Origin of the sequence: Bacillus sp. 7894-2 (genome assembly GCF_002272225.1) — a bacterium.
Classification (GTDB): domain Bacteria; phylum Bacillota; class Bacilli; order Bacillales; family Cytobacillaceae; genus Cytobacillus.
The window spans coordinates 57,981-80,310 of sequence record NZ_NPDG01000089.1; the positions used below are offsets into that span (position 1 = coordinate 57,981).

The window sequence follows — 22,330 nt, forward strand, 5'->3', positions numbered from 1 at the left end:
TTCATTAAGCTCACAAAAAAAACTGCATCCATTCAGATGCAGCTGTACATTCTTTTAATTATCTTTTTTTATGGCACCGTAATCTCTTCCAAGTTCGTCAAAGCTCTTTGCTGAGGTGACTACTAAGATTTTTGTTCCAAGTGGCACGGATTCATATAACGACTCTACTGCCTCATTCTGCAATCTGATACATCCATTGGAGACATATCTGCCGATGGACGAAGGATCGTTCGTCCCGTGAATGCCGTAGATTCTGCCATCAGTATTTTCTGCGTCAAATCCAATCCACCTTGTGCCGAGCGGATTCCGGGGGTCACCGCCTTTTATGTCCTTTTTTCTGTAGTAAGGATCAGCTGCCTTTACAGTCACAGTGAACAGCCCTTCCGGTGTAAGGTCATCCGTTTTCCCGGTTGCAGCTGTGATGACATTCTGCACTTTGTGATTCTGTATAAACGCAACTTCATTTGTGCGTTTATTGACAATCAGAAATGGATCTCCAGGCAGCGGATTAAGTCCCAATGGCCAGATTGGGGAGAGTGAAAAAAACAGGATGGCCGCTGCAGCAAACTTCAGCATGACAATTCACGCTCCAATTCCTTTTCCTTAGTTTGCTTCTCCAGTCCCGCTTTGATTCATTTCCTTATCCTTTAACCCCTTAAAAGAGCTCTTAATAATTAAATACTGTTCCATTTCTTTTACAAAGTGAAGCAGGGCAGCACGTGCTTCAAATTCCTCCCTTGTTTTGGGGAGCTCCATATTTTCAAAAGAAACCTTCATACGGTACAATTTCTCCAGGAATAGCAGGGCCGTATTTCCCGGGTGGATATGTTCCGATAATTCTTCAATAAAATCAGCGATCATCTCTCCCTGTTCAACAGGAAGTGCAATGGATGTAACACTGGGGAGAACCCTCTCAATAATTTCAAATTGTTTTTCCCTCATTTTGAAATAATGATAATATAAATTTTCATCTCTTCGAAAGTGGTTTTCAACATCCCTGAATGCCAGTGCTTTTGCCTCATCGATCAATTCCATTGTTTCGGTAATTTCTCTGCCGTCCCAGTTGCTTTCATGGGTACGCAAATACCTCACGATTTCGTCAAAGATGACTTTAAAGTTTTCCTCTATTTCCAGTCTATATTCCTTAAGCTTCGATTCCAGACTCGGCATGTAAAGGTTCGCGATTAGTGCAACACCGATTCCGACAATAATGATGCCCAATTCATTCAGCAAGAGGTCCTTTGAAACCTCTCCTGCAGAATAAATATGCAAAATTATAACTGAGCTTGTGACAATTCCATCACTTGCCTTTGCCATGACAGCTGTCGGAATAAAAAACAGCAGCAGCAGCCCGATTACAAGCGGATGGTAAGCAATGCCCTCAAAAAACAAGGATGAAAACGCCATTGCCAGCAGACACGCAAAAAATCGGTCCCATGAAGCCCGAAGTGATTTTTTCTTTGTGACTTTTATGCATAATATAGTCAGGATGCCTGCAGAAACAAAATTATCAAGCTGCAGCATCTGTGCAATCATGATGCTGATGGAAGTCCCCACTGCAGTCTTGATTGTCCGGTAGCCAATTCTGTACTTCATTTATTCTAACTCCTATATTCAATTGCCCAATCTAATTTTAAGAAGGCTGTCAGGTATTTAAATGCGAAAGAGAAGATGATCATGTTGACCATCTTCTCCCATAGCATATATCGATTATAGCATTTTTTGCAAGAAATCCCTTGCACGTTCACTCTTAGGATTAGAAAAAAATTCTTCAGGCGAAGAATCCTCTACAAGCACGCCGCCATCCAGGAACAGTACCCTGTCTGCCACTTCACGGGCGAAGCCCATTTCATGGGTAACAATCGCCATTGTCATACCAGTATGTGCTAAATTCTTCATAACGTCCAGCACTTCTTTCACCATTTCCGGGTCAAGAGCAGATGTTGGCTCATCAAAAAGCATAACTTCAGGCTGCATGGCAAGAGCTCTTGCAATTGCAACCCTTTGTTTCTGCCCTCCTGATAAACGATTGGGGTATTCGTGTGCTTTAGCGGATAATCCTACCTTCTCCAAAAGCTCGAGCCCTGTTTTCTCAGCTTCCGATTTTGATAATCCCTTTACCTTCATCGGTGCATAGGTCAGGTTTTGCAGGGCAGTTTTATGGGGAAATAAATGAAAATGCTGAAACACCATCCCTACATTCTGGCGCACTTTCATTATGTTCGTGCTTTTATCCGTAATGTCCTGCCCATTAATCATGATCCTGCCGTCTGTTGGCATTTCCAGAAGATTTATGCAGCGGAGGAACGTTGACTTCCCGGAACCGGAAGGACCTATTACAGCCACTACTTCGCCATCTTGAATATTGGTTGAAATTCCTTTAAGAACTTCAAGTTTACCGAAATGCTTATGCAAATTTTCCACTTTAATCACTGCGTCTCATTCTCCTTTCAATTCCTTTTCCAAGCACAGTCAGGACCATAACCATCATGTAATAAATCAGCCCGGCAATCAGTATCGGTTCGAAGTAGGAAAACTTTTCGCCTCCCACGATGTAAGCCCTGCGCATCACGTCTGTTACTCCAATGACTGTTACGATCGCAGACTCTTTTGTAAGAGTAATAAACTCGTTCATTAATGCAGGCAGAATATTTTTCATTGCCTGCGGAAGTATGATATCCATCATGGCCGGCCTGTATGGAACGCCCAGTGCCATTGCCGCTTCACTTTGCCCTTTATCCACCGCCAGAATTCCCGCCCTGATAATCTCCGAAATATAGGCTGCTGAATTAAGCCCAAAAGAAAGGATGGCAGCTGTGGAAGGGTCTATTTTATACCCGATCAGCTGTGGTGACCCATAATAGATGAGCATCAGCTGAAGAACAAGAGGTGTTCCTCTAAAAACGGATGTGTAGGCATCTGCAATCCAGCCAAGAAATTTAAATTTGCTAATTTTAAAGAATGATAGAATAATACCTAATACAAAACCCAGTATGCCTGCCATAGACACAATTTGCAGCGTAACGCCAATGCCTTTAAGTATATATGGAAGGGAGGGAATGAACTGCTGAAAATCCAGATTCACTATCTTTCCATCCTTTCTGTAAGTAATTTATTTTCCTGGAAGAATAAAGCGTCCAAAGGAAAATATGCCTTGGACGCCAATTCCCAGCGAATTATTTGTTATCAAACCATTTTACAATCAATTCTTCCAATTCACCGTTTTCTTTCATCTTCAAAAGCTCTGCATTGAATTCTTCAGTTAATTCACTGCCTTTAGGAAAAGCAATGGCAGAACCTGCCTCTGTTTCATCTTCTTCAATTGTGAACCCGGCAAGGTCTTTATTTTTTTCAAAATAACCTTTTGCAACCGTGTCTTCAATCATAGCTGCATCAAATCGGCCTGCCATGATTTCCTGAATTAACTCAGGGATGCGGTTGCGGTTTTCCACAGTCATATCAACTGTTTCTGCAATTTCTTCTGCCTTATCTGCCTGAATGGAAGCAAGCTGCACACCTATTGTTTTTCCATCTAAATCTTCCAATGATTCAATTCCACTGCCTTTTTTAGAAACAATCATGTGGCTCGCTGTATAATATACATCGCTGAAATCAACGTTTTCTTTACGTTCTTCAGTAGGTGTCATACCCGCTAAAACAAAATCAACCTGGCTTGTTTCCAGTGCAGGGATCAGTCCGTTAAAGTCCATATCCTTCACTTGGATTTCATAGCCCAATTTTTCAGCAATCGCTTTGGCCAAATCCACATCAAAGCCGATGATTTCTTCCCCTTTTGCTGAATCTACATATTCAAATGGCGGATAATCCGCTGACGTACCCATTGTTAAAACCTTTTTATCCGAGCTTTCCCCAGAGCCGCTTTTACCAGCTTCTTCACTAGTCCCGCATGCAGCTAATAAACCAACTATGAGCATGCTTAAAGCAATCATGATCACTTTTTTCATTTTAGTTTCCCCCTATAAAAATATGAATAATTTCTGCATAACTATTAATAAATATTCACTAAAATGAATTTTAACAGATTTTTATATTTATGCAATAAGGTTTTTAATTATTTATTAGAAGTTTAATTATTCAGATAAATTTACACAAAAAAAAAGCCCCGTTATTCGGGACCTTTTCGCTATTTAAACTTCTTCGCAATATTTCTCAAAGGCATCCTGCAGTTTCTGGACTACTGCCATAGGCTCATGGCCTTCGATTTCGTGGCGCTCGATCATCGTGCATAGCTCCCCATCTTTTAGAAGTGCAAAAGATGGTGATGATGGCGGATAACCTGTGAAGTAAGATCTTGCTTTTTCGGTTGCTTCTTTATCCTGTCCGGCAAATACCGTAACCAAATGGTCAGGGCGCTTATCATAATGCAGGGAATGCATGGCCGCAGGACGGGCAATTCCGCCTGCACATCCGCAGACAGAGTTCACCATTACAAGTGTAGTTCCTTTCTTATTAAGGGACTCATCCACTTCTTGAGGTGTTGTTAATTCAGTAAAGCCGGCATGTGTTATTTCCTGACGCGCCTGCCTGACAACATCATTCATAAATAAATTAAAATCCATATTCAAAGTCATCGCTCCTCATTTAAAAATTCTCTTGACTATATACATAATACCAATACATCAGTAAATTTTACAATCAAGTCAATTTTTTGAATAAAAAAGTTTAGCTTTTGGATTATCGGGGAAAGATAAAACTACAGCTAGATCCATACCCCTAAACTCCCTAGATTCGCCAGTGCCCGCAAGGCACTGGCCATTTTTTTGCCTTCAGGAAAAGCCTGCCCGAAACAGAAAGCTCTATCTTTTTGTATAAACATTAAACAATTCTTCAACTGCAGATGTAACCGTCCTGTTCCCTGCTATGACCTCGTTTTCGATTTTTGGAAGAAGCGGTTTTATGTCAGGATGATAAAAAAAGCTGAACTGAAGCTGATCCAGAATCATGGAGTGTATCCATTGTTTTGTCTGGAGCCTTCTTCTTTCTTCAAAAACTCCTGATGTCTTTGCCGTATTTTCAAACGTTTTGATCACATTCCAGATCTCAGAAATGCCTTCATTAAAGACAGAAGAGCAGGTATAAGCTTTCGTTTGCCATCCTTTAGTAGCTGGCTGAAGAAAGTGAAGGATACGGTTATACTCTGCTTTTGTTTTTTCGGCCAATTTCTTATTGCTTCCATCGGCTTTATTGACAATTACCGCATCAGCCAGTTCCATAATGCCTTTTTTCATTCCCTGCAGTTCATCCCCTGCCCCAGTCAGTGTTAAAAGCATAAAGAAGTCCACCATTTCCCTGACAATGACTTCACTTTGTCCCACACCGACGGTTTCAACGAGAATAACATCAAAGCCTGCTGCTTCACACAGAAGCATGGTCTCTCTTGTTTTTCTGTGGACACCTCCCAGTTTCCCTGCTGAAGGAGAAGGTCTTATGAAAGCACGCGGGTTTCTTGATAGCTGCTCCATTCTTGTTTTATCGCCAAGGATGCTGCCGCCGCTCAAGCTTGAGCTTGGATCAACGGCCAGCACAGCTGTTTTTAAACCCGCATTACATAGGTATGTCCCAAAAGATTCAATGAACGTGCTCTTTCCTGCCCCCGGCACTCCGGTTATCCCAATCCTGAGCGATCGCCCTGAATGAGGCAGAAGCCTGTGCAGGAGTTCCTGTGCATGGTGAAAATGATGCTCTGCGTTACTTTCAATCAGAGTGATCGCTCGTGCAAGAACAGGTCTGCTGCCACTCATGATTCCTTCTTCAAGAACGTCAAGATCAGGCAGGGAGGCAGATTTTTTTTGAAACCTGCCTATTTTCTCGAATTTCTGCTTCTGCTCACCTGAATCCACACCACTGCGCACGGTGCTTGTAAAATTTTCTGCCTTTTCTTCATCAAACCATTCCGGTTTTTTATCCTCTGCCATTTACTGGGTCACTTCCTCATACCCGAGACGGCTGTATATCTCTCTGATGACCTTTTGGGCAGCCACTGGAATGACGGTGCCCGGGCCAAAAATGGCAGAAGCACCATGCTCATATAAGTATTGATAATCCTGTGCCGGAATAACCCCGCCGATGACAACAATAATATCTTCCCTATCCAGTTTCTTCAGTTCAGCAGCAAGCTGCGGCAGAAGAGTTTTATGGCCTGCAGCAAGTGAACTGATGCCAATGACATGAACGTCATTTTCGACCGCCTGAAGAGCTGTTTCTTCCGGAGTCTGGAATAGAGGGCCGATATCAACATCGAAACCAAGATCGGCAAAGGCTGTTGAAATGACTTTTGCTCCCCTGTCATGGCCATCCTGTCCCATCTTGGCAATTAGAATCCGCGGTCTTCTTCCTTCGTTTTCGAGGAATTCATCTGTCATCTGCTTTACTTCTGCAATTTCTTCTTCATTGGAAAAAGCAGAACTGTAAACGCCGCTGATTGAACGAATAATCGCTTTATGGCGGCTGGCCACTTTTTCAATTGCTTCGGAAATTTCGCCAAGAGTAGCTCTAACCCTCGCTGCATTTACTGCAAGCTCAAGAAGGTTGCCTTCCCCTGATTCAGCAGCTTTTGTAATAGCCTCCAGGGCCTCAGCAACTTTCTCATTATCGCGGGAGGCCTTCAGCCGCTCCAGCTTTTCGATTTGCTTTAATCGTACAGCTGTATTGTCGATGTCCAGAATGTCAATCGGCTCTTCTTTTTCAAGCCGGTATTTATTCACACCAATAATGGTTTCTTTTCCGGAATCGATTTGTGCCTGCCTTCTGGCGGCAGCTTCTTCGATTCTCATTTTTGGCAATCCTGTCTCAATTGCCCTGGCCATTCCGCCAAGATTCTCGATTTCCTCAATATGCTCCCAGGCTCTCTTAATTAACTGATCTGTTAATGCTTCTACATAATAAGAACCGCCCCATGGATCAATTACATTGGTGATACCTGTTTCCTCCTGAAGGTACAGCTGTGTATTTCTCGCTATACGGGCTGAAAAATCCGTCGGCAATGCAATGGCTTCGTCCAATGCATTCGTATGAAGAGATTGAGTATGCCCCATCGCTGCTGCATGCGCTTCAATAAGAGTCCTTGTTACATTATTGAATGGGTCCTGCTCGGTCAAGCTCCAGCCTGAGGTTTGAGAATGCGTTCTAAGCGCCATTGATTTCGGATTACCGGGTTCGAAGGTCTTCATCATTTTTGCCCAAATGTAGCGGGCTGCCCTCATTTTTGCCACTTCCATAAAATAGTTCATGCCGATAGCCCAGAAAAACGAAAGTCTCGGTGCAAAGGAATCAATATCGATTCCGGCTTTAAGTCCGGTTCTTACATATTCAAGTCCATCTGCGAGCGTATAGGCAAGCTCAATATCTGCTGGTGCACCCGCTTCCTGCATATGATAGCCTGAGATGCTGATGCTATTGAATTTCGGCATGTATTTTGATGTATATTCAAATATGTCGGCAATGATCTTCATAGACATTTCCGGCGGGTAGATATAGGTGTTGCGCACCATATATTCTTTTAAAATATCATTCTGGATCGTTCCCGAAAGCTTCTCCTGGCTTACTCCCTGCTCTTCCGCCGTGACGATATAGAAAGCCATAACAGGCAAAACTGCGCCATTCATCGTCATCGATACAGACATTTGATCTAAAGGGATCCCATCAAACAGTGTCTTCATGTCCAGGATGGAATCAATGGCCACGCCAGCTTTCCCTACATCCCCTTCGACTCTTGGATGATCAGAATCATAGCCTCTATGGGTGGCAAGATCAAAAGCGACTGATAAACCCTTTTGCCCCATGGCAAGATTGCGGCGGTAGAATGCATTGCTTTCCTCTGCAGTAGAAAATCCGGCATATTGACGGACAGTCCAGGGCCTGTTCACATACATGGTTGAATAAGGTCCCCTTGTATATGGAGGAAGCCCCGGCTTATCGTTTAAGTGCTCCATATCTTTTAGGTCTTCATTTGTGTATAGCGGCTTTATTTTTATTCTCTCGTTAGTTTCAAAGAGAAGATGATCGATGGATGAATTGATTTCTTCCTCCGCTTTTCTTTTCCAGTCATCCTTTGATGATTGTTTTACTTTATGAATATCCAGGCTTTTAAAATCCGGTTTATTGGCCACTGTTTGCCACCTCCATCTCGTTCAGAATAGTCAAGAGAGTTTCATAGCAATCGCTTTTCACGTGAATGTATCCGCTGATTCCAGCACCTTTAAATTCGTCCCTTTTCCTCTCTTCAAGAAGGCCGGCTAAATAGATTGCAGCTGACGGGAAAGCTTCTTTCAGTTGTTTAACTAAAGGAACAGCCATGCTGTCATATTGGTCGTTTGAACCGCAAATAAAATAATGCCTGCAGTTTGTTTCTTGGATAAATGCTTTAGCATCTTCAAGGTTCTCTACAGAGCCGCTTCTGACTGCCTCAACCCCTCCGGGTGCCAGGAAGCCTGCAATAAAATCAGCACGGGCCTTATGATTCTTCAATTCTCCCAGACAGATTAGCCCTGCTTGAGGATTTATTCCCTTTTCCTTTAATCTTTCCGATAAATTCCGCAAACTTTCGAAGGACTCTGAAAGCCGAACCTGCGGAATTGGCTTGATATCACCCTTGCTGTTTTCTATGGTTTCGGCCACTATTTGAAGCGGCTTTTCATCAGGGTTAGCATAAATATTTGTTCCAATGATACTTTGTTTTCTTGTATGAACATCTTTCCTCTTCTTCTCATGAACTTGGGAAATCTGATTTTGAACCCACCCTGTCTGTAGGGCTTCAGCCATTCCTCCAAGCTCTTCTATCTCAAGGAAAAGTTCCCAGGCTTTATCAATCAGTTCATTCGTCAGATGCTCCACATACCAGGAGCCGCCCGCCGGGTCAGAGACCTTCAGCAGATGCGCCTCTTCCATTAGAATGAGCTGGGTGTTTCGGGCAATTCTGTCTGAAAGAGGAGAGGGTGCTCCTTCCGGTTCATTATACGGACTGACATGCAGGTATTGGACTCCTCCCAATACTGCTGCAAATGCTTCATTCCCTGCTCTCAGCACATTAACATAAGAATCATAAGCAGACTTAGTAAATGAGGACGTTTCTGCTGAAATGACCATTTTTTTACTTTCTCTCTCAGCTCCATATGCTTCTGCAACTTTGCCCCATATAACCTTTGCCGCACGAAGCTTGGCAATCTCCATAAAAAAGTTTGAGCCAACAGAAAATTTGAATAGCATTTTGGATAGAATTTCTTCAATTTTTTTGCCTTTTCCAAGAAAATACTGCAGGTGGTTTACTCCTGCTGCCAGTGCAAAAGCAAGTTCCTGGACGGCATTCGCGCCTCCATTATGATAAACAGCCGTATTTACCATGATGGTTTTGAGGCTTGGCATATGTTCAGCTGCCGCATTGGCCGTTTCATTCAAATTTTCATATAGCTCATCGATTGAGCGATCGTTCATTTTGTCTGCAGCAGCAAACGCAAGCGGGTCTGCAGCAATATATCCTGTGATTTTTTCGCTTTCATTTAATCTCGAAAGTTCTTCTATTAATTGACGGTGACTTTGGCCGGCATCCACACTGAAAGGATATTTTTTATAAAGTTCTCCTACAGCGATGCTGATCTTCTCTGGGTTTGTTAACTGTTCTGGCTGGAAAGCTAGCGCTGTCTGCCCCTTCGCAACAGCAGCAAGGAGTTTTTCTGCCAGCTCTTCAGAAGCTGAGGCACTAACTTTCTGTGCAACCCTCCATTCTTCTCCCAGGTATCCGGAAGCATATGAACCCCTTCTGAAGTCTTCTGCGCCAGGATACTGAGTTAAAGGGTTTTCGTTCAGGTCTTCTCTGGAATAAAGCGGTTTCAATTTTATGTTTTCATATGTATTTCGTGATAATGTTTCTAAGGATTTCCCTTTAAGAGCTTTTTCTGCACTTTGCTCCCAGTACTCATTAGTCTGCTGCGGGAATTTTTCTTTAATCATTTTCTTTAATGACATAATTAGGCTGTCCTTGTTGCTGACAGCGTTCCCTCCCCTCATGCGGCAGCGGACCCGTTTCTATTAAGAAACAATGCCGCAAGAAAATTATAATAAAATTCTAAATTCTCCATACATCTATTTTAGTATACAAAGAAGAAACAAGCAATGAACAATAAGAAACCGCTGTCCCAAAGCAGGGCAGCGGTCATTTTACTTATTAATAAATAGATGTATTTTCTTTAGATGTGTTCTCCAGAATTTCCTTCACGCGCTGCAGGAAGCGTCCGCATACCAGGCCGTCAAGCACACGGTGATCAAGTGACATACAAAGGTTAACCATATCACGGACAGCAATCATGCCATTGTTCATGACAACAGGACGTTTCACAATGGATTCAACCTGAAGAATTGCCGCCTGCGGATAATTGATAATGCCCATGGACTGTACGGAACCGAATGATCCGGTATTATTTACAGTGAAAGTTCCACCCTGCATTTCAGCAGAAGTCAGTTTTCCTGTACGCACTTTTAAGGCAAGATCATTAATTTCACGGCCAATACCTTTAATCGTCTTTTCATCCGCCGCTTTGATGACCGGAACGAATAACGCGTCATCTGTTGCTACTGCAATGGAAATATTGATATCCTTCTTCTGGATGATCTTATCTCCTGCCCACATGGAATTAATCTGCGGGAATTCCTTAAGGGCCTGTGCAACTGCTTTTACGAAGAAAGCAAAGAATGTAAGGTTAAAGCCCTCTTTTTGCTTGAACTCCCCTTTAATGCTGTTGCGGTACTCAACAAGATTCGTAACATCCACTTCCATCATTGTCCAGGCATGAGGTGCTTCATGTTTGCTGCGGAGCATATTGGCAGCAATCGCCTTACGCACTCCGGTAACAGGGATTTCAACATCACCTGGCATTACCGGTACATTAGGTGCTGGCGCCGCCTGTTTGGATGCTGCAGGCTGGGAAGGTGCAGATGCAGCTTCCTGTGCTGGCGCTTCTGTCTTTTCCGGTGCAGCCGCAGCTGCTGCAGCTGTCGGAATATCTCCGGACTCAATGATTTTCATAAGATCTTTACGGGTGATGCGTCCGCCGCCGCCAGTACCTGTCACCTGGTTCAAATCGATTCCATGCTCTTGAGAAAGCCTTAAGACTGCAGGTGAATAACGGACTCCTTTTGGAGCATCCGCTGCTTTAACAGGTGCCGCTGGTGCAGAAGGCGCTGAGGCTGAAGGTGCAGCCGGAGTCTTATCCTCTCCTTTTGTCTCTGCTGGCGCATCTTGAGCAGCTTCCCCGCCGCCTTCGGTTTCGATTGTCAAAATCACCTGGCCCACTTCATACGTTTCGCCTTCTTCTGCAATCAATTCTTTGATTACACCAGTGAAAGAGGACGGTACTTCCGCGTTTACTTTGTCAGTCATTACTTCAGCAAGCGGATCATATTTATTTACTTTATCACCAACGGAAACCAGCCATTTGCTGATTGTCCCTTCAGTAACACTTTCCCCAAGCTGGGGCATTTTAATTTGTTCAATAGCCACCTGAGTAACCTCCTTCTAGCTGCCCGCAATTTGCGGGTCATGCAGCAGGTGCAGCTGATCCGGAATGAAGTCCAGCCTGAGAGCCGCACCCTCTGCGAGCTTTCCATTTTTATTAACTAAGATGTTGTTATTAAAATTCAGCCAATTCACGCATTGCTTTTTCTACTTTATCAGGGTTAACCATAAAGTATTTCTCCATAGTTGGAGCGTAAGGCATTGCTGGCACATCAGGACCGGCAAGGCGTTTGATCGGTGCATCCAGCTCAAACAGGCAGTTCTCTGCAATAATCGCAGCAACCTCGCCCATGATACTGCCTTCTTTATTATCCTCAGTAAGAAGAAGCACTTTTCCTGTTTTAGAAGCAGCTTCAATAATTGCTTCTTTATCTAACGGATAAACCGTTCTTAAATCCAGGATGTGCGCTGAAATGCCATCTTTAGCAAGTCTTTCTGCAGCCTGAAGAGCAAAATGGACGCATAGGCCATAAGTGATGACCGTGATATCTTCACCTTCGCGTTTTACATCTGCTTTTCCGATTGGCAGCACATAATCATCATCAGGAACCTCACCTTTGATCAGGCGATATGCGCGCTTATGTTCAAAAAACAGCACCGGATCCTCATCACGGATTGCTGCTTTCAATAAACCCTTAACATCATAAGGGGTAGAAGGCATAACAATCTTAAGTCCCGGCTGATTAGCAAATACAGCTTCGACAGACTGGGAATGATAAAGTGCTCCATGAACACCGCCGCCATATGGTGCACGTACTACAATCGGACAGCTCCAGTCATTATTTGAACGATAGCGGATGCGTGCCGCTTCTGAAATAATCTGGTTAACAGCCGGCATAATGAAGTCGGCAAATTGCATTTCTGCAATTGGACGCATTCCATACATTGCTGCACCGATTCCAACCCCTGCAATCGCTGATTCAGCAAGAGGAGTATCAATTACGCGGTCTTCGCCAAATTTGTCATATAGTCCTTGTGTCGCTTTAAATACGCCACCTTTTTTACCTACGTCTTCACCTAAAACAAATACCTTTGGATCTCTTTCCATTTCCTCGCGGATTGCCATAGTCACCGCATCGATATAAGAAATTACAGCCATATTCTCTCCCCCTTACTGTTCAGCATATACATGCTTTAAAGCAGATTCCGCTTCTGCATATGGAGCGTTTTCAGCATAATCAGTTGCTTCGTTTACCAGTTTCATAACCCGGTCATTGATTTCCTTTTCAATCGCATCGTCCATAACGTCATTTTCTTTCAGATAGGCGCCAAAAGTAATAATCGGATCTTTTGTTTTTGCTTCAGCCACTTCATCAGGAGCACGGTAGCTTCGGTCATCATCATCAGATGAGTGTGGTGTTAAACGGTATGAAACGGTTTCGACTAATGTCGGACCTTCTCCGCGGCGGCCTCTGTCTGCTGCTTCTTTCACAGCTTTATAAACTTCAAGCGGATCGTTTCCGTCAACTGTTATACCTGGCATACCATAGCCAATAGCTCTGTCAGACACATTTTCGCAAGCAAGCTGCTTTTCAATCGGAACAGAGATTGCATATTTATTATTTTCACACATAAAGATAACAGGAAGTTTATGAACACCTGCAAAGTTCGCACCTTCATGGAAATCTCCCTGGTTAGAAGAGCCTTCACCGAATGTTACAAAAGTAACCAGGTCCTTCCCTTCAAGCTTTCCGCCGAGGGCGACACCAACAGCATGAGGCACCTGTGTAGTAACAGGAGAAGACCCTGTCACGATTCGGTTTTTCTTTTGGCCGAAGTGTCCAGGCATTTGGCGTCCGCCTGAGTTTGGATCTTCCGCTTTAGCAAACCCTGACAGCATTAATTCCCTTGCGGTCATGCCAAATGTTAAAACAACACCCATGTCACGATAATATGGAAGAACATAATCTTTCTCGCGATCAAGAGCAAACGCGGCACCTACCTGCGCAGCTTCCTGCCCCTGGCATGAAATAACAAATGGGATTTTTCCAGCACGGTTCAAAAGCCACATGCGCTCATCAAGACGGCGGGCTAACAGCATCGTCTCATACATTTCAAGAACTTTCTCATCACTTAAACCTAAATCTTTATGACGGTTTTCAGCCATTTATACAACCTCCTAAGCTAATATGTATCAGCCCCGTCTCCAATTGGAGACTTGGACTTATTTTATTTAATCGAATCTTTATCCGTGGATTGCTTTCCCATCTACAGCAAGGGCAGCTTCACCTATTGCTTCAGATAGCGTCGGATGCGGGTGGATAGTATGTGCTACTTCCCATGGAGTTGCATCAAGAACGCGTGCAAGGCCTGCTTCTGAAATCATATCTGTTACGTGAGGGCCGATCATATGGACACCAAGAATATCATCGGAATCTTGATCTGCCACAATTTTTACAAACCCGTCGGATTCGCCAAATACAAGCGCCTTTCCGATTGCACGGAATGAGAATTTGCCAGTTTTCACATTATGGCCTTTTTCCTTTGCTTCATCCTCTGTTAATCCTACACTTGCTGCTTCCGGTGAACTGTAAATGCATTTAGAAACCAGGCTGTAGTCAATTGGAGAAGGATCCTGGCCTGCAATATGCTCCACTGCAACAATTCCCTCATGAGAAGCAACATGTGCCAGCTGAAGTCCGCCAATGACATCGCCAATCGCATAGATATGAGATTCCTTTGTCTGGAAGTATTCATTTGCGGCAATAAATCCTTTTTCAATTTGAATATCCGTATTTTCAATGCCAATGCCTTCTGTATTTGCCTGACGGCCCACTGAAACAAGCAATTTCTCAGCGGTAAATTCCTTTTGGGAACCTTTTACTTCAGCTGAAATCGTTACTCCTTCACCTTTCTGAAGGGTTTCAGGAAGAACCTTTGCTCCAGTAACAATTTTGACTCCTTTTTTCTTCATAAGGCGCTGCATTTCTTTTGAAATTTCTTTGTCTTCTGTAGGAATAATGCGGTCAGCATATTCAATTACTGTTACATCAGCACCAAAGTCTGATAACATCGAAGCCCATTCGATGCCGATGACTCCGCCGCCAACAATGATAATGGAGCTTGGCACTTCTTCCAAAGCTAAAGCTTCATCCGAAGTCATGACCAGTTTTCCATCAATGTCCAATCCTGGAAGGGTGCGGGGGCGAGATCCAGTTGCTACAATAACATTTTTAGGGATCAGCATTTCATTTTCGTCCCCATTGTTCATTTCAACAGAAATTGTCCCTGGCATTGGAGAGAAAATAGAAGGTCCAAGAATTCGGCCTGTGCCTTCAAAAACATCAATCTTGCCTTGCTTCATCAAATGCTGAACACCTTTATGAAGCTGATCAACGATTTTGTTTTTTCGTTCCTGTACCTTACCAAAATTGATTGATACATCACTTGTCATTACGCCAAAATCTTCACTGTGCTTTGCAGTTGCAAACACTTCAGCACTTCTTAATAACGCCTTGCTTGGTATGCAGCCTTTATGAAGGCAAGTCCCTCCAAGTTTTCCTTTTTCAACGATTGCCGTTTTTAAACCAAGCTGTGAAGCACGGATGGCTGCTACATAACCGCCTGTGCCTCCGCCTAAAATCACCAAATCATATTCCTGTGCCAAGTTGCTTCCCCCTTCTATTTCAATGCTGCTTTCCCAGCTGTTTTTCCGGGATATTCTTTTTCAGTCTCTTCACCGCGCAGGACGCGAAGTGCACCTTCCGCCAGTGCCTGAAGCTCATTTTCACCAGGCTGGACGATGACATCTGCTATCCAGTTAATCCGCTCACTGATTTCTTTTACAAAGCCCTTGCCATAGGCAAGACCTCCTGTAAGGATAATGGCATCAATCTTTCCGCCAAGCACTGCACTGGCAGAACCGATCTCCTTAGCCACCTGATAAGCCATTGCGGAGTAGACAAGCTTTGCTTTCTCATCTCCGTTTTCAATCATCTTTTCAACCTTTACGGCATCATTTGTTCCCAGGTAACCAACGAGACCGCCTTGTCCCACAAGCTTCTTCATCACTTCTTCACGATAAAAGCTGCCGGAGTAGCAAAGTCCAACCAGATCACCGGCAGGTACTGTACCTGCCCGTTCCGGACTGAACGGCCCGTCTCCATGAAGTCCGTTATTGACATCCACTACTCTGCCTTTTTTATGAGCGCCAACAGTAATACCTCCGCCCATATGTGTGACGATCAGGTTAAGCTCCTCATACTTTTTGCCGAGCTCCTTTGCCACTCTCCTTGCAACAGCTTTCTGATTCAAAGCATGGAAAATACTTTTTCTTTCTATCATTGAAAAGCCTGAAATACGGGCAATTGGGTCCAGTTCATCAACCACAACCGGATCAACAATGAACGATGGAATATTTAAACCCGAAGCAATCTCATATGCCAGGATTCCGCCAAGGTTAGAAGCATGCTGACCAGCAAAACCGGCACGAAGATCCCCAAGCATAGCATCATTAACAGAATACGTGCCTCCTTCAATTGGGCGAAGCAGCCCGCCGCGTCCGCACACTGCACTTAATTTGGAAATATTGATTCCTTCATGATCCAGCGTCTCTAAAATGGTCTGCTTGCGGAATTCATACTGATCGATAATACTTTCATAAGAGTTAATGACATCTGCATCATGGCGTAATGTCTTCTCCAGGACAGAGATCTCATTATCGAAAACTCCAATCTTAGTTGAAGTGGATCCCGGATTGATGACGAGAATTCGATGTTCTTGTTCTAGCACGTTTAAACCTCCATAAAGAGCGGAAATCTCCCTTGTAAAAGCATACTCTTACTCAGGGTACTTTATCTGCCGCTGCATTTTTTCTACTATGCTTTTAAAGGCAAAGACGCTGAATTCATAATTCAGCGCTTTGCATTTCAGGAAAACAGGCTAAATTCCTCTTCCTCCTAAAAACTATCTGCGGCTCAGGATATGATGGCCGTTTTGGAGGAATTGTCCGCGCGAATTACGCATTCTTTCGATTCTTTCCTCAACCATGCGGTCAGCCGCTTTATATGTCGGAATTCCATCCCTTTTAGCAATATCAATAACTTTTTCAATATTATTGTATACAGTTTCAACTTTTTTCATTGCACGTTCACGGTTGTATCCGTACAGCTCATCTGCAACATTGATAACTCCGCCTGCATTAATTACATAATCAGGTGCATAAACAATGCCCATCTCATGGATTAAATCACCATGGCGGGTTTCTTTAAGCTGATTGTTGGCAGCTCCGGCAATTACTTTTGCTTTCAGCTGTGGAATTGTATCATCATTAACTGTTGCACCTAAAGCACATGGTGCATAAATATCACATTCAACACCATAAATTTCATTTGGTTCAACTGCTTTAGCCCCGAACTCTTCAACCGCACGCTGAACTGCTTCTTTATTAATATCTGTTACAATTAGCTGTGCACCTTCTTCATGCAGATGACGGCAAAGATTGAACGCTACGTTTCCAACACCCTGAACGGCAATTGTTTTGCCTTCTAAAGAGTCAGTTCCGAATGCAGCCTTTGCTGCTGCCTTCATTCCTCTGTATACGCCATAAGCTGTAACTGGTGAAGGGTTGCCCGAAGAACCAAAGGCAGGTGAAATACCTGTTACATAATCTGTTTCCTCATGGATCAGATCCATATCAGCTACAGTTGTGCCTACGTCCTCTGCAGTAATATAGCGTCCATTTAATCCTTGGATGTAACGTCCGAAAGCACGGAACATCTCTTCGTTTTTGTCTTTGCGCGGATCGCCGATAATAACTGTTTTACCGCCGCCAAGGTTTAAGCCTGCTGCAGCATTCTTATAAGTCATGCCGCGTGCAAGGCGCAAAGCATCCTCAATAGCTGCATCTTCAGATTCATAAGTCCACATGCGTGTACCGCCAAGCGCAGGACCTAAAGTAGTGTCATGAATAGCAATAATAGCTTTTAGGCCTGATTGTTTGTCCTGGCAAAACACCACTTGTTCGTAATCATAAGTTTCTAAGTATTTGAAGATTTCCATGTTCTGTTTCCTCCCCGGATTATAAAAAATTTATGTTAGTTTGATTAATATTTTTTATTTTAATGCTTTATTATCAGCGAATTACTTTGCTGAGCATATCGCTAAAGCCAATGAATAAACCTTGCTTTCAGCCGAATCAGCCCTTGAAGTAAGAACGATTGGCGCTTTTGCTCCTGCTATAACAGCTCCTACTTTTGCTTTTGCAAAGTAGACAAGTGATTTATATAAAGCATTTCCAACTTCTATAGTCGGCACCAATAAAATATCTGCCTGTCCGGCAACTTTGCTTTTGATTCCCTTATGTTCAGCTGCTTCAAAAGAAATGGCATTGTCCAGAGCCAGAGGACCATCGACTATACAATCTTTAATCTGCCCTCTTTGGTTCATAAGAGTTAATGCAGCAGCATCCAAAGTAGCCTGCATAGCAGGATTAACCGTCTCGACTGCAGCAATCGGAGCTGCCAGAGGATTTTCAATCCCTATGCTTCTTGCAATATGAACTGCATTTTTCAATATTTGTGCTTTTTGATTAAGATCAGGTGCAATATTCATAGCTGCATCCGTTACGATTGTAAACCGCTCAAAACCTGGGACCTCAAAAACAGCCACATGCGATAAAACATTTCCTGTTCTTAAGCCAAATTCTTTATTTAAGACAGCTTTTAAAATGCCTGCCGTCGGGATATTACCCTTCATCAGCACATTGGCCTTCTGTTCCTTCACAGCCCTTACTGCCAATTCCGCTGCATGCGCTGCCGAGTCTGTATGAACGACTTCAACTTTAGGGCTTTCTGATGCTTCTCTATGCTTCCCGTTCAGGATTTTCCGGATTTTCCCTTCATCCCCGAACAATAAAAAACTTGCTAAGTTCAGCTTAATTGCTTCAGCAACTGCTTCGAGAACCTCTTCGTCTTCCGCTGCAGCTACGGCTACCGTTTTCTCACCATATTGGGTTGCTTTCGTTAGAAGCGAATCCAATGTCATCTGTTCAACCCCCTTACATGAAAAGCGCAGGCGTCTTAGGTTCAGGAAACTTAAAATGATCGACGCCATTTTCTTGATGTTCTTCCGTTTATTATACTTGCAAGAAGTGTGCCAACTTTAATAACCGTGAAAACGCTTTATTCACCAAACTAAAGTGTGCAATTTATTGCGCACTATGAAATCTATTGCATGCCAGGTTTTGCAATTTCGTATTTCTCCAATTTGTAGTAAAGGTTCCTGACTGAGAGTCCAAGCATTTTAGCTGTCTTAGTTTTATTTCCATCCAGCTTTTGAAGAGTTTGCTTGATTACCCTTGCCTCATATTGCTCAACCATCTGATTTAATGATTTATTTTGCACTTCTTCACTTACTTCAATAGTGGGTGACGGATTATTGGCACCCAGATCCGGAATATGCAGTTCTTCTATTTGCGTTTCGTTGTAATTCATAAAAATGATGGCTCTGCCCAGGATATTATCAAGTTCCCTCACATTCCCCGGCCAATTATAGGCCATTAGCTTATCAACTGCTTGTTCTGTCACACCTTCTACATTCCGTCCATATTCCTGGTTTATCTTTTGAATAAGTCTGCTGCACAGCAAAGGAATATCCTCCTTCCTGCGTCTTAAAGAAGGAATATGTATGGGCATTCTATTCAGCCTGTAGTATAAGTCTTCCCTAAAGGTGCCGTCTGCAATTCCTTTTTCTAAATTGACATTGGTCGCGGCAATAATCCGGACATCAATTGAAATAGGCTTGGTCCCTCCCACTCTTGTAATTTCATGTTCCTGAAGAACCCTGAGCAGCTTCGCCTGAGTGTTAGCTGTCAGCTCGCCAATTTCATCCAGAAAAATACTGCCTTTATCAGCTTCCTCAAATAAACCTCTTTTGCCACCTCTTTTTGCACCCGAGAATGCCCCCTCTTCATAACCGAATAATTCACTTTCCAAAAGAGATTCTGATAAAGCGGCACAATTTACCCTGATAAACTTGTTATATTTTCGGTCGCTTGCATTGTGTATAGCATGGGCAAATAGCTCTTTACCTGTCCCGGACTCTCCTCTCAGCAATACTGTGGCAGGAGTTTTAGCTCCAAGTCTCGCCTGTTCGATTGCAATGGTCATCTCTTCAGATGTTCCAATTATATCCTCGAATGAGTACTTCGCTTCCAGGGTACGAATAATCTGTCTGGCCCGGTTTAATTCACGGTTCAGATTTTGAATTTCCGAAACGTCGTGAATAACACCAACACTCCCTTTTAATTTCCCATCAACAATAACAGGCGCAACGTTTACAATTACATCCTTTCTCTTTGGTCCGACCCTCATGGCCACACCTCTCATTGCTCTTCGCGTTTGAAGGACCTTCATATGAACGCTTTCACCTTCTGATATATCTGCTGTAGCAGGCTTTCCGATTACCTTTTCCTCTTCCAGACCTGTAAGCCTGGAGTATGCCGGATTGATCAAAATCCCTTTCCCATTTTCATCAACAACTGAGATGGCTTCCTCACTTGATTGAATAATTGCCTGAAGCATCGTCTGTATGTCCTTCAAATTCGTTATTTCTTCCGCAAGTGAAACTACTTCTGTAATATCCTTAAAAACGGCAAAGGCACCCATTAATTCGTTATTTTCACCGAGCATAGGTATTCTTGTCGTAATAATCTTGAGGCCATTAGCTAAAGTCATTTCCTGATTCGCTTCAATTCTCCTTGTCGCCATAACTCTGGGAAGCATGCTGTCGGTAATGATTTCATTAATTTTTTTCCCTAAAGCGTCTTTTCTCTTTATTCCTGTCATTCTCTCCGCACTGCGATTAAAGACTATAATTTCAGTTAGGTTATTTATTACAATCATTCCATCATCGGTCGAATTAAAAATCAAGTCATGCTTGTATGTTTCATTTCTGAATTTCGAAATCAGCTCTTCCTTTTCCTCAAGTAATTTCGCGATTAAAAAAGCTACACTTCCAGGTATTAGAACTGTATTTTTGCTTCTGGCTTCCCTAATGTCGATAAACACCTGCTCAATTCCGGTAACTTCAATAATGATGTCAATATCTTGTTCCATGAACTGTCGCCAATCAGCACCGGTTGGGATGCCGCTTTCATTAGCGAGCAGAAGCCCTTCGGCATCAGGGTCGATATCCACCATGGCTTTTACATCCAGAACTGCCGTTTCTTTTATTATTTTTAGGATGGCGGTACCGCCTTTTCCCGCACCGACAATCATCACTGTTTGCATAGTCATACCTGCTTTCATTGAAAATTCTTGCATAATCAATAGAAACTTCTGCAATATTCTTCATGTTTTATTTTAGCATAGCAGAAGCACTTGACAAATTTCTTTAATGATTTATGATTTCGGTAGGCAACTCGATTTGAAGGGAATTTTTTTATGATAAGACTAATTGCTTTATTAATTTTACTCCTGCCGGGCATATTGGCTGTGTATGGGATAAAATTAATGAGAGATATGGTCTTTGGCATCCTGCAAAGCCCATTTCCATATTTATGGCTTCAATTTGTGTCAGGTTTCCTTTTCTTGATTATAGGGCTTGGCTTCATCGCAGGGTTTATTCTTTATCGTGACCGAAAAAGAAACAAAGTCCAAGATCGTTTTAAATCTAAATAGTTAGTGGGGGATAATAGTGAAGCCGCTGCAGATATCACCTGAAACAGCATTAAAGCTCGCTGAAAAACTAAATCTTCCTCTTGAGCAAATCATGCACATGCCTCAGCATATCTTGATCCAAAAAATGATGGAGCTTGAGAAAGAAGAAAACAAATAAAAGTAAAGGTTCAGTTTGAAGTATTCAAACTGAACCTTTTTATATTACATGAGGAAAAATAAAAAACGCCCCAATAGGAGCGCAGCAGATTAAATAAAATTTGTTAAAAGTCCTTACCCTTTCAAGAAGCCCTATGCTCAAGACGAAGTTTATCTGCCACCATGGCAATAAACTCGGAATTAGTCGGCTTTGCTTTAGTCATGCTGACTGTATATCCGAAAAGAGAGGAAATCGAATCTATATTACCGCGGCTCCAGGCAACTTCAATCGCATGGCGGATCGCACGTTCAACCCGGCTTGCAGTCGTATTGAATTTTTTAGCAATATCAGGGTACAGCACTTTCGTAATGGAACCGAGAAGTTCGATATCATTGTACACCATTGAAATCGCTTCACGAAGATATAAGTATCCTTTAATATGAGCAGGTACGCCAATTTCATGAATGATGCTCGTGATGCTGGCATCCAGGTTCTTCGGCTTCGCTTCTGCCTGGGGACGGTAAGAAGGAAGGGGTTTGCGGAGAAATGAGCTGGATTTTCCGCTGACCTGACGGATATGGCTTGCCAAATTGTCCATATCAAATGGTTTAAGAATAAAGTAAGATGCTCCCAAATCCACTGCCTTTTTGGTGACATCCTCCTGGCCGAATGCAGTAAGCATAATTACATTAGGAAGTGCATTCAAATTTAATTCTCTCATTTTCTCGAGTACAGCAAGTCCATCCAAGTGAGGCATGATGATATCCAGCACAAGAACATCAGGCTGTGTCTGCACTAAAATGTCGAGGCAATCCTGTCCATTATGTGCAACACCCGAAACTTCCATATCCTCCTGGGAAGATATATATTCCTCTAAAAGCCCGACCAGTTCCCTATTATCATCCACAACACAAACTTTTATTTTCTTCACTTACTTTCCTCCTCGGCCCATTATGGTCTCTTTAATGAATGTTCATTTTGAACACGCTCTTTTTATGTTATCTATGTTCTATTCTAAATGAGAAATTCGACAATGCAACAAAAATT

At 43.0% G+C, this 22,330-nt stretch carries 20 protein-coding genes; 2 read left to right on the forward strand and 18 right to left on the reverse strand.

Annotated elements, in window-relative coordinates:
* Nucleotides 1-54: 54 nt before the first annotated feature.
* The 17 genes from CHI10_RS13555 to CHI10_RS13635 form a co-directional block, all read right to left on the reverse strand.
* Complete coding sequence (locus CHI10_RS13555; protein WP_179289035.1) at nt 55-576, reverse strand: L,D-transpeptidase; 522 nt, start codon at nt 574-576, stop codon at nt 55-57.
* Nucleotides 577-603: 27 nt separating this feature from the next.
* Entirely contained in the window at nt 604-1,596 is a 993-nt protein-coding gene (locus tag CHI10_RS13560; protein ID WP_095244782.1) for an aromatic acid exporter family protein, read from the reverse strand.
* 114 nt (nt 1,597-1,710) lie between these two features.
* Nucleotides 1,711-2,433: an amino acid ABC transporter ATP-binding protein gene (locus tag CHI10_RS13565; protein ID WP_095244783.1), complete on the reverse strand. Its 723-nt coding sequence runs from the start codon at nt 2,431-2,433 to the stop codon at nt 1,711-1,713.
* Nucleotides 2,426-3,085, reverse strand: a complete 660-nt coding sequence (locus CHI10_RS13570) for an amino acid ABC transporter permease (protein WP_095244784.1) — start codon at nt 3,083-3,085, stop codon at nt 2,426-2,428. The genes CHI10_RS13565 and CHI10_RS13570 overlap by 8 nt, the downstream gene beginning before the upstream one ends.
* A 91-nt stretch (nt 3,086-3,176) precedes the next feature.
* The gene (locus CHI10_RS13575) at nt 3,177-3,965 is read right to left on the reverse strand and encodes a transporter substrate-binding domain-containing protein (RefSeq protein WP_095244785.1); all 789 of its coding nucleotides are present in this window, start codon (nt 3,963-3,965) and stop codon (nt 3,177-3,179) included.
* A gap of 183 nt (nt 3,966-4,148) precedes the next feature.
* Nucleotides 4,149-4,586, reverse strand: coding sequence for a BrxA/BrxB family bacilliredoxin (locus CHI10_RS13580; RefSeq protein ID WP_076258102.1), 438 nt, complete (start codon nt 4,584-4,586; stop codon nt 4,149-4,151).
* Nucleotides 4,587-4,817: 231 nt separating this feature from the next.
* Entirely contained in the window at nt 4,818-5,936 is a 1,119-nt protein-coding gene (meaB, locus tag CHI10_RS13585) for a methylmalonyl Co-A mutase-associated GTPase MeaB (protein ID WP_095244786.1), read from the reverse strand.
* Nucleotides 5,937-8,129 (reverse strand): methylmalonyl-CoA mutase, encoded by a 2,193-nt coding sequence (gene scpA, locus CHI10_RS13590; protein WP_095244787.1) that lies wholly within the window; start codon nt 8,127-8,129, stop codon nt 5,937-5,939. It abuts the gene before it with no gap.
* The gene (locus tag CHI10_RS13595) at nt 8,119-9,981 is read right to left on the reverse strand and encodes a methylmalonyl-CoA mutase subunit beta (RefSeq protein WP_095244788.1); all 1,863 of its coding nucleotides are present in this window, start codon (nt 9,979-9,981) and stop codon (nt 8,119-8,121) included. The genes scpA and CHI10_RS13595 overlap by 11 nt, the downstream gene beginning before the upstream one ends.
* A gap of 199 nt (nt 9,982-10,180) precedes the next feature.
* Nucleotides 10,181-11,512 carry a dihydrolipoamide acetyltransferase family protein gene (locus CHI10_RS13600; protein WP_095244789.1) on the reverse strand — a complete coding sequence of 444 codons (1,332 nt, stop codon included), beginning with the start codon at nt 11,510-11,512 and terminating at the stop codon, nt 10,181-10,183.
* 130 nt (nt 11,513-11,642) lie between these two features.
* Nucleotides 11,643-12,626, reverse strand: a complete 984-nt coding sequence (locus CHI10_RS13605; RefSeq protein ID WP_035330022.1) for an alpha-ketoacid dehydrogenase subunit beta — start codon at nt 12,624-12,626, stop codon at nt 11,643-11,645.
* Nucleotides 12,627-12,638: 12 nt separating this feature from the next.
* On the reverse strand, nt 12,639-13,634 hold the full coding sequence (locus CHI10_RS13610; RefSeq protein ID WP_095244790.1) for a thiamine pyrophosphate-dependent dehydrogenase E1 component subunit alpha: 996 nt from the start codon (nt 13,632-13,634) through the stop codon (nt 12,639-12,641).
* A 78-nt stretch (nt 13,635-13,712) separates the two neighbouring features.
* Nucleotides 13,713-15,134: a dihydrolipoyl dehydrogenase gene (lpdA, locus tag CHI10_RS13615; protein WP_095244791.1), complete on the reverse strand. Its 1,422-nt coding sequence runs from the start codon at nt 15,132-15,134 to the stop codon at nt 13,713-13,715.
* A gap of 14 nt (nt 15,135-15,148) precedes the next feature.
* On the reverse strand, nt 15,149-16,258 hold the full coding sequence (gene buk / locus CHI10_RS13620) for a butyrate kinase (protein ID WP_095244792.1): 1,110 nt from the start codon (nt 16,256-16,258) through the stop codon (nt 15,149-15,151).
* Between the two features lie 174 nt (nt 16,259-16,432).
* Nucleotides 16,433-17,527, reverse strand: a complete 1,095-nt coding sequence (gene bcd, locus CHI10_RS13625) for a branched-chain amino acid dehydrogenase (protein WP_095244793.1) — start codon at nt 17,525-17,527, stop codon at nt 16,433-16,435.
* 81 nt (nt 17,528-17,608) lie between these two features.
* Nucleotides 17,609-18,511 carry a phosphate butyryltransferase gene (gene yqiS / locus CHI10_RS13630; protein ID WP_095244794.1) on the reverse strand — a complete coding sequence of 301 codons (903 nt, stop codon included), beginning with the start codon at nt 18,509-18,511 and terminating at the stop codon, nt 17,609-17,611.
* A gap of 182 nt (nt 18,512-18,693) precedes the next feature.
* On the reverse strand, nt 18,694-20,757 hold the full coding sequence (locus tag CHI10_RS13635) for a sigma-54 interaction domain-containing protein (protein WP_095244795.1): 2,064 nt from the start codon (nt 20,755-20,757) through the stop codon (nt 18,694-18,696).
* 153 nt (nt 20,758-20,910) lie between these two features.
* Here CHI10_RS13635 and CHI10_RS13640 point away from each other — a divergent pair, with 153 nt between their 5' ends.
* A complete protein-coding gene (locus tag CHI10_RS13640) occupies nt 20,911-21,147 on the forward strand; it encodes a DUF2627 domain-containing protein (RefSeq protein WP_048008222.1) in 237 nt (78 codons plus the stop codon).
* Between the two features lie 16 nt (nt 21,148-21,163).
* Complete coding sequence (locus tag CHI10_RS13645) at nt 21,164-21,304, forward strand: YycC family protein (RefSeq protein ID WP_082138922.1); 141 nt, start codon at nt 21,164-21,166, stop codon at nt 21,302-21,304.
* A 121-nt stretch (nt 21,305-21,425) separates the two neighbouring features.
* On the opposite strand, the gene spo0A is transcribed toward CHI10_RS13645, so the two are convergent.
* Nucleotides 21,426-22,214 (reverse strand): sporulation transcription factor Spo0A, encoded by a 789-nt coding sequence (gene spo0A, locus CHI10_RS13650; RefSeq protein ID WP_095244796.1) that lies wholly within the window; start codon nt 22,212-22,214, stop codon nt 21,426-21,428.
* Nucleotides 22,215-22,330: the final 116 nt, after the last annotated feature.

Coding starts and splice junctions, on each gene's coding strand:
- CHI10_RS13555 (WP_179289035.1), bottom strand. CDS start 576: ATGCTGAAGTTTGCTGCAGCGGCCATCCTGTTTTTTTCACTCTCCCCA.
- bcd (WP_095244793.1), bottom strand. CDS start 17,527: ATGGAAATCTTCAAATACTTAGAAACTTATGATTACGAACAAGTGGTG.
- CHI10_RS13605 (WP_035330022.1), bottom strand. CDS start 12,626: ATGGCTGTAATTTCTTATATCGATGCGGTGACTATGGCAATCCGCGAG.
- CHI10_RS13595 (WP_095244788.1), bottom strand. CDS start 9,981: ATGTCATTAAAGAAAATGATTAAAGAAAAATTCCCGCAGCAGACTAAT.
- CHI10_RS13640 (WP_048008222.1), top strand. CDS start 20,911: ATGATAAGACTAATTGCTTTATTAATTTTACTCCTGCCGGGCATATTG.
- meaB (WP_095244786.1), bottom strand. CDS start 5,936: ATGGCAGAGGATAAAAAACCGGAATGGTTTGATGAAGAAAAGGCAGAA.
- CHI10_RS13610 (WP_095244790.1), bottom strand. CDS start 13,634: ATGGCTGAAAACCGTCATAAAGATTTAGGTTTAAGTGATGAGAAAGTT.
- yqiS (WP_095244794.1), bottom strand. CDS start 18,511: ATGACATTGGATTCGCTTCTAACGAAAGCAACCCAATATGGTGAGAAA.
- CHI10_RS13560 (WP_095244782.1), bottom strand. CDS start 1,596: ATGAAGTACAGAATTGGCTACCGGACAATCAAGACTGCAGTGGGGACT.
- CHI10_RS13635 (WP_095244795.1), bottom strand. CDS start 20,757: ATGCAAACAGTGATGATTGTCGGTGCGGGAAAAGGCGGTACCGCCATC.
- CHI10_RS13575 (WP_095244785.1), bottom strand. CDS start 3,965: ATGAAAAAAGTGATCATGATTGCTTTAAGCATGCTCATAGTTGGTTTA.